The organism is Synechococcus sp. R55.4 (genome assembly GCF_047461935.1).
In the GTDB taxonomy this organism is placed as follows: Bacteria; Cyanobacteriota; Cyanobacteriia; order Thermostichales; family Thermostichaceae; genus Thermostichus.
This window is the reverse complement of sequence record NZ_JANSIF010000005.1, coordinates 85,451-91,910: the sequence shown is the minus strand read 5'-3', so window position 1 is coordinate 91,910 and position 6,460 is coordinate 85,451. Positions and strand designations below refer to the sequence as shown.

General features: G+C 57.9%; 5 protein-coding genes, 1 tRNA gene and 1 pseudogene. 5 read left to right on the top strand and 2 right to left on the bottom strand.

Annotated features, from left to right (window positions below; translation table 11 throughout):
* From NW842_RS02375 to NW842_RS02355, 5 genes and pseudogenes are all read left to right on the top strand, one after another.
* Positions 1-360, top strand: a pseudogene (locus NW842_RS02375) (zinc ribbon domain-containing protein); the annotation flags it as partial.
* Positions 361-414: 54 nt separating this feature from the next.
* Positions 415-1,755: a TldD/PmbA family protein gene (locus NW842_RS02370; RefSeq protein ID WP_414417398.1), complete on the top strand. Its 1,341-nt coding sequence runs from the start codon at positions 415-417 to the stop codon at positions 1,753-1,755.
* A gap of 15 nt (positions 1,756-1,770) precedes the next feature.
* Positions 1,771-2,568, top strand: a complete 798-nt coding sequence (locus NW842_RS02365) for an MBL fold metallo-hydrolase (RefSeq protein ID WP_414417397.1) — start codon at positions 1,771-1,773, stop codon at positions 2,566-2,568.
* On the top strand, positions 2,565-2,993 hold the full coding sequence (locus NW842_RS02360) for a DUF2358 domain-containing protein (protein ID WP_414417396.1): 429 nt from the start codon (positions 2,565-2,567) through the stop codon (positions 2,991-2,993). Before NW842_RS02365 ends, NW842_RS02360 begins: the two co-directional genes overlap by 4 nt.
* 73 nt (positions 2,994-3,066) lie before the next feature.
* Positions 3,067-3,151, top strand: a tRNA-Ser gene (locus tag NW842_RS02355).
* 260 nt (positions 3,152-3,411) lie between these two features.
* Here NW842_RS02355 and NW842_RS02350 read toward each other — a convergent pair.
* Both NW842_RS02350 and NW842_RS02345 read right to left on the bottom strand, forming a co-directional pair.
* Positions 3,412-3,771 (bottom strand): hypothetical protein, encoded by a 360-nt coding sequence (locus tag NW842_RS02350; protein WP_414331067.1) that lies wholly within the window; start codon positions 3,769-3,771, stop codon positions 3,412-3,414.
* Between the two features lie 40 nt (positions 3,772-3,811).
* Positions 3,812-6,220, bottom strand: coding sequence for a DEAD/DEAH box helicase (locus NW842_RS02345; RefSeq protein ID WP_414375405.1), 2,409 nt, complete (start codon positions 6,218-6,220; stop codon positions 3,812-3,814).
* Positions 6,221-6,460: the final 240 nt, after the last annotated feature.

Sequence of the window (6,460 nt, the reverse complement as noted above, 5' to 3'; positions counted from 1 at the left end):
TGGGCGTTCTACCAACTGAGGCAGTTTCTGGAATACAAGGCGAGAGTTGCAGGGGTTTCTCTGATCCTTGTTCCGCCTGCTTATACCTCGCAGACCTGTCACAAGTGTTTGCACATCCATCCCGACCCTGCGCAATCCTGTCGCGTCAGCGTTGCGTAGCAAAATCGCAGTGGGAAGCAGTTTAAGTGTGGGCACTGTGGATGGGAAGGGGATGCGGACTGGAATGGGGCCAACATGATTGCCAAACTTGGGGCTGCTGTAAACCAGCCTAGAGGTCCGTGGTTGGCTTGCCAACTACAGGGCTACCGAAAGCCTGCACTCTTTCGCTTTAGCGGTGCGGAGCGCTCTGCGTCAGCATGAGTGCGGGTAGTTTACTAGAGGCGCTGGATGGCAACAGGAACTTGGGGAGTGGCAATGGTGCAAGTCGAGGTGTTGGCAGAACAGGCACAAAGCTGTGCCCGGCGGCTGGGGATCCCTCAGTTTGATCTCTACGGGGCTCAAGTGGATGAAACCAGCGTGCAGGTAGATCATGGGGAACCTCGCCAGGTCAAGGCTTCCCACCGCTGCAGCGTGACGGTGCGGGCCTGGAACGACCAAGGGCAGGTGGGAGTAACTTCCACCACCGATGTGGATGAGGCGGGGCTGGAACTGGCCCTGCAAACGGCCTTTGAAGCCAGCCATTTTGGCGTGCGGGAACATGCCCCTCAATTCAGCCCGGAAGCCACTCTGCCCATTGCCCAGCCTTGTAACGACAAAGGGCCGTTGGCTTTGGCCGGCGACTTGTTGGAACAGTTGGTGGCTGCCGAAAAGGCACTGCTGGGATCCCATCCCGCCATTCAGGGGGTGCCCTACAACGGCCTAGCGCAGCGGCAGATCAACCGCTTCTACCTCAACAGCCACCAAGCCCTGCGACAAGAGGAGCATACCCTTGCTTCGGTTTTTCTCTACAGCAAGGCAGAGCAAGAAGGTCGCAAACCCCGCAGCGCCGGAGCCATGCGAGTGGCTCGCAGCCTGGATGAGTTGGATATCCAGGGTTGTGTGCAGGAAGCTGCTGAGAAACTGATTAGCCATCTGGAGTACGAGCGGATCCCCTCTGGAAAATACACAGTGGTCTTTTCAGGAGAAGCCTTTTTGAGTTTGTTGAGCGCCTTCTCCAATGTGTTCAATGCCCAAAACATTTTGGACAACCAAAGCCTGTCCACCCCAGAATCCCTGGGCAAGACCATTGCCTCACCTCTTCTGTCGGTGTGTGATGATGCTCTACACCCGACCAATGTGGGAGCGATCAGCTTTGATGGCGAAGGCACCCCCACCCGCCGTGTCCCCCTCATCACCAATGGGGTCTTGACCCACTTTTTGCACAGCGCCGGTACGGCTAAGCGCCTAGGAGCCCAGCCCACCGGCCATGCCAACATCGGCGCCAAGGTCACAGTTGCCGCCCACTACTACCATGTATTTGCCGGGGCACCGCCGGAGAGCACCTATGACTTGGCTACGGCTGAAAATGTAGTTTGGATCGATGAGCTGCAAGCGCTTCATGCCGGCGTTAAGCCCCTACAGGGATCCTTCTCGCTGCCGTTTCAAGGGTGGTGGGTACGCCAAGGAGAACGCATCAGCATCGAAGCGGCCACGGTGGCCGGAGACTTCCTGGAGCTGTTGAAGTCGATTTTCTACGTCGAGCCCGAGCCGCAAGTCACACCCGGTGGGCTGTGTCCCCGCATTTGGGTTGCCGATCTCTCCATTACCGGGCAATAACCTCACTTCAAACTCATGCAACTGACCCGCATCGACCTCAACAGTTGGCTCATCCACACCCGGGAGCAAACCTTCCTATTGGATCCGTGGCTGGTGGATCCCTTGGTGTTTCTGGGGATCCCCTGGTTCATCCGCCTGGAGCACCGCCAGCCGCTCCCTTTTACGCCGGAGACCTTGCCCAAAATCGACGGGATCCTCCTCAGCCAAGCCCAGCCGGATCACTGCCACCCACCAACGTTGCAGCGCCTGGATAAGCGGATCCCCGTTTTGGCCTCGCCGGCTGCGGCCAGAGTCGTGAAGAGTCTGGGATTTGCAACGGTTCAGGCTCTGGATCCCTGGCAGTCCGCTCAGTGGGGGGATCTGCGGGTCACAGCCATTCCCGGTGCGCCCCTAGGGCCTGTCCGTGAGCTGGGCTATCTGCTGGAAGAGGTGCCCTCTCAGACACGGCTTTACTACGAGCCTCATCTTTCCCAACCGGATATCCGGCTGCGATTGCAGCAGGAATTGTGCCCCATTCATACTCTGCTGATCCCGGTGGTGGGGCAGATCTTTCCCCTCTTGGGAGAGGTGATCATGGGGCCAGAGCGGGCCCTGGAGGTGGTGGCAGCCCTACGCCCCCAGCAGGTGATCCCTACGGCGATGGGAGAGGTGGACTACCACGGGTGGTTTGCCGCCCAGATCCGCCCCTTGGGCAGCCTGCAGGAGTTTCGAGAAAAGCTGGCAGCCTTGAATGCCGCCACGTCCCAATCTATCCAGTTGTGTTGCCCCGCCCCTGGGGAAACGGTGTCTCTTTCTGTCGTGGCCAAGACATGAGCCTTCCTTCCCAAGCCCCGCCTAGCGCCGATCTGGTGGCCATCTTGCGGGCAGATTACGCTCGCTTTCCCCGGGATCAGACCTATGCGATCTACGACCCGCAGGTTTACTTCCGGGATCCCCTCAACGAGTTTCGCGGCTTGGATCGCTATCGCCGCATGATCGAGGGGATAGGGCGTTGGCTACAGGATATCCGTCTCGAACTGCAGGATATTCGGCAAACCGGCAACCAGATCCGCACCGAGTGGATCCTAAGCGGTTCTTTGGCTTTGCCTTGGCGTCCCCGCCTGTGCATCCCCGGCTGGACAGAGATGCAGATCAATGAGACGGGGTTGATCGGATCCCATGTTGATTACTGGCGGTGCTCTCGCCGGCAAGTGTTGCTGCAAATGTTTCGGCCTGGGGATCCCAAAGGATCTCATTGATGGCTTCCATCCTCTGCTAGGATCACAAAGCTGACTTTTTAGCTCTCTGGAAAGTCGCCCCTGTTCTCAATCTGGAGAGATGGCCGAGTGGTCGAAGGCGCAGCACTGGAAATGCTGTGTGGGGCAACTCACCGTGGGTTCGAATCCCACTCTCTCCGTAATCCGATAACGTCCACTGAAGTCCAGAAAGCTCTTACCCAGCAAGGCTTCTGGGCTTTTTAGTGTCCACGATAGACCGGGGAAACCCACTGTAATCCAGGCTAAAGTGGGACACAATAGGGGATATAACAGACGGGGTGGGACATGGCCCTGTCAGAGATGGCCATTCGGAATGCCAAACTCAAGGACAAGCCGTACCAGTTGCCGAATAGAGAAGCAAGGCCATCCTGCCTGCCGAAGTTTTTGCCGAACCAGCTGACTATAGACTAACGGCCAACCGTAGGACGATGCCGACAAGAGCTACGGTGGCAGCTCCAATCAAGGCAAAAGCCAGGTTAACCACTTGGGCGCTAGCCTTTTGATAGGTGTCAATTCGTTCTAGGATCACCCGGTTTTCTATCCCCTGCTCGGCCCAACGTCTCTCCTGCTCAGCCCAACGTCTTTCCTGCTCGGCCCAGCGCTTTGCTTGATCGGCTGCCAGGGCTTCTAGCCGCTCGTTGGTTCTGGAGACATCCTGCCGGAGTCCTTCCACATCCTGTCGGATCTCTTCCACATCTTGCCGGATCTCTTCAATAACACTCAACACATCCCTGAGGGTGGGTTCACCGGCGGGCATCATAGAGCTGCAACCTCACTGAACAGCAAACGGTCTGAGCTCGCTAGATCAACTCGCTCACCGGGAAGCGATCCAGCATTTTTTGGGCTTGACGGGCATTTTCCCGTAACTCCGCCGGCAGATGGGGAACATAAGGGATCTGAGAAAGCAAATCCAGCGTGCGGCGGATCAGGCGCACCAGGTCTCCGGCATCTAGGTTGGTGCTGGCTTCCAGGGTCTCCCAAGGGATCCCTTGAGCCCAATGTTCGACGATCCCGGCCAAGCTGGGCTCAAACCCAATCGGCACATGAAACACCTGGTGTTGGCGTTGGCTGCGGAACAGTTGCCGCCGTAAACCCCGTAACCCGTGCAGCACATCTTCCACCAGTCCTGAGGTGCGCAACCGGCTGTAGATGCCTGAACGGGGAGCCTCTGAGACCAAGGCAGCCACAACTCCGGCCAAATGATGAGGAGCACAGCCCTGGCACTCACCGGAGAGCAGAGCCAGCGCCAGCCAGAGCTCGTTATCCCCCCGCAGCGCAGCCACCACCTCTCCGCTATCGGTAGGTTGATATTCTTGCAGACAGTCGAAATCCTGCAACACCCCCACCAAGGCCATAAATTGTTGCCAGCGCAACTCCTGCACGGAATCGCTCTGCCGCTCCAGGTGCTCGAGGCGCTTGAGCAAGCGCTGTCGTTTTTCTCGCAAACCCAGCAACTTTTTCCCCACTTGGTGAGCGGGGTTCTCTCGGATTTGAGCTTCTAGGGTGCGAATTTTTTCCTCTTGGGCTTGGATGTGGGGAAAAGCCAACAGACGCAAGGTGGGATCCGGCTCGGCTTCCCGTTGTTTGAGCAAGTAGCGCAAAATGCGCCGTTCTTCCCGCCGTTGCGCCTGCATTTTCTCATAGCGGGCAATGTCTTCGTCGGAAACGTTTGCCAGGATGCGATCGATCTCTTGTAGCTCGGCCCGCGTGTGTTGGATTTCCTGTTGTGCGGGCAACTTTTGCAACGAGAGCAAATATTGTCCAAAGCTGCGGTTGATCAGATCCCGTGCTGCTTCCAAAGAGTGCTTTTGCAGCAGGTTCAGCACCATGCCATAGGTGGGGGTAAACTGGCTCACCAAGGGATCCGCTCCAGAGGTGGCCAGCCGCGCAGCTTCTTGGGCCCCCTCAAACGGGGATTGCACCGTCACCACATGGCCGATGATGTCCTTGCCCCGCCGTCCGGCTCGGCCCGACATTTGCATAAACTCAGAAGCGGTCAAGAGGCGGTGGCCCGTGTCGGTGCGCTTGGAAAGGGAAGAGATCACCGTGGTTCGCGCAGGCATGTTGATCCCGGCGGCCAAAGTCTCGGTGGCGAAGACCAGCTTCACCAATCCCTGCTGAAACAGATGCTCCACCAGCCCCTTCCAGGCAGGCAACATACCGGCATGGTGAGCGGCAATGCCCCGGTAAAGGGCATCCAACTGATCTCGGCGGACAGCTTCGGGCGTTTCTCGACAAAAGCGGTCGATCTGCTCAGCCAACTGCTGCCGCTCTTCCTCGCTGGCTATCAGGTCCAGATCCCTTACGCTGGCCACGGCCATGTCGCAGCCTTTGCGACTGAAGATGAAATAGATGGCCGGCAGCATGTCCCGCTGGCGCAAGTTTTCCAACACCTGCGCTATGTCCGGCACTCCTGCCCAGGAGGGCTCGTGGGAGTTGGGCCGTTTGCTTTTCAAGCGGCGGTTGCGAACCCACTGCCCCGACTCCGTTTGTTCCAGCAGCGGAAATAGCCCTTTGTGATTGGCAAAGTGAAATTGCAGCGGTACAGGTCGATGGTTGGAGTCGATCAGATGGGTGGGGCCATGCACCTGGTTCATCCAATCGGTGAGCTGGTCGCTGTTGGCCAAGGTGGCAGAAAGGGCAATGAGCTGGATCGTGGGGGGGCAGTAGATGATCGCTTCTTCCCAGACGGTGCCCCGCTGCTGGTCGTTCATGTAATGGCATTCGTCCAAGATCACCGCCTGCACATCCCGCAAGGGATCCACCTCGCCCTCTGAGAATTCTGTGCCGTCATCGCGTTCGCCGTAGGCATACCTTTGCACTGCCAAGGATATCGGTGTGCCGTAGAGCATGTTGCGGAAGATCTCGGTGGTCATCACCAAGACCGGTGCATCCCGGTTGATGGAAATGTCGCCGGTGAGCAGGCCAACCCGTTCCGGGCCAAATTGCTGGCCAAAATCCCGGAACTTTTGGTTGGAGAGGGCCTTTAGGGGCGTTGTATAGAAAACCCGCTTGCCCTGGGATAAGGCTCGATAGATCGCATATTCTCCAATCAGGGTCTTGCCGGATCCCGTGGGAGCACAAACCACCACCGATTCCCCAGCAGCCAGAACCTGAATGGCTCGGATCTGAAAGTCGTCCAGCTCAAAGGGGAAAAGCTGCCGCAACTCGTCCAGCAAATCGGTTGCCGGGGAGAGAAGCGCACTCATGGGATCCAAATCAACATTGGGAAACCTGGAAACCCGCCCAACTCACCGCTGTCTGTGCGTTGTACCTTCTAGGATACAAGCTTTCTTGGGGTGTCGACCGCTCCCCTGCAAAAAACGCCGGCTACTCCGCTTTGGATGGCCCACTGAGCCCGAGAACAGCAGCTTGGGTAATTTTGTAAAGTGGGTCATGGAGCGCGCCATCGCGACGGAGTCCTCGACAATTGGGCAAAGTCTGCAGGA

What these genes read in the sequence shown, in the direction of transcription:
- NW842_RS02370 (WP_414417398.1), top strand. Translation starts at nt 415, where the DNA reads ATGGTGCAAGTCGAGGTGTTGGCAGAACAGGCACAAAGCTGTGCCCGG.
- NW842_RS02365 (WP_414417397.1), top strand. Translation starts at nt 1,771, where the DNA reads ATGCAACTGACCCGCATCGACCTCAACAGTTGGCTCATCCACACCCGG.
- NW842_RS02360 (WP_414417396.1), top strand. Translation starts at nt 2,565, where the DNA reads ATGAGCCTTCCTTCCCAAGCCCCGCCTAGCGCCGATCTGGTGGCCATC.
- NW842_RS02350 (WP_414331067.1), bottom strand. Translation starts at nt 3,771, where the DNA reads ATGATGCCCGCCGGTGAACCCACCCTCAGGGATGTGTTGAGTGTTATT.
- NW842_RS02345 (WP_414375405.1), bottom strand. Translation starts at nt 6,220, where the DNA reads ATGAGTGCGCTTCTCTCCCCGGCAACCGATTTGCTGGACGAGTTGCGG.